Source organism: Pseudomonas sp. K5002, assembly GCF_013386655.1.
Lineage (GTDB): Bacteria > Pseudomonadota > Gammaproteobacteria > Pseudomonadales > Pseudomonadaceae > Aquipseudomonas.
In genome coordinates, this window is the sequence record NZ_JACARK010001511.1 from 1 (window position 1) to 428 (window position 428).

The 428-nt window shown below is 68.7% G+C and carries 1 pseudogene; it reads left to right on the forward strand.

Going from position 1 to position 428, the window contains the following annotated elements:
• Positions 1-428, forward strand: a pseudogene (locus HX846_RS37585) (DNA polymerase Y family protein); the annotation flags it as partial.

A 428-nucleotide genomic window follows, 5' to 3' on the forward strand; every position in this document is an offset into this window, starting at 1 on the left:
TGCGTTCGCGCCCCGAACCGGACCAGCCGTTGGCCCTGCTGGCCGGCACGCCGCAGCGGCGGGTGCTGCAAACCGTCAATGACGCCGCGCGCAAACTCGGCCTGCGCCCCGGCCAGTCGCTGACGGCGGCCCATGCCTTGACCAAGGCGTTCGCCTGCGCCGAATACGACCCGGCGCAGATCGAATACTGGCAGCAGTTTCTCGCCGCCTGGGCCTACCGTTTCAGCTCCCAGGTCAGCGTGTTCTACCCACGGGCGTTGCTGTTCGAGATCGAGTCGAGCCTGGGCCTGTTCGGGCCCTGGCCGTTGCTCGAAGCACGCTTGCGCAAGGAGCTGACCGAACTGGGGTTTCGTCATCGCATCGTCGCCGCGCCGAACCCGGCGGCGGCGCGGATATTGGCGAATGCCTACGACGGCCTGGCCGTGGCC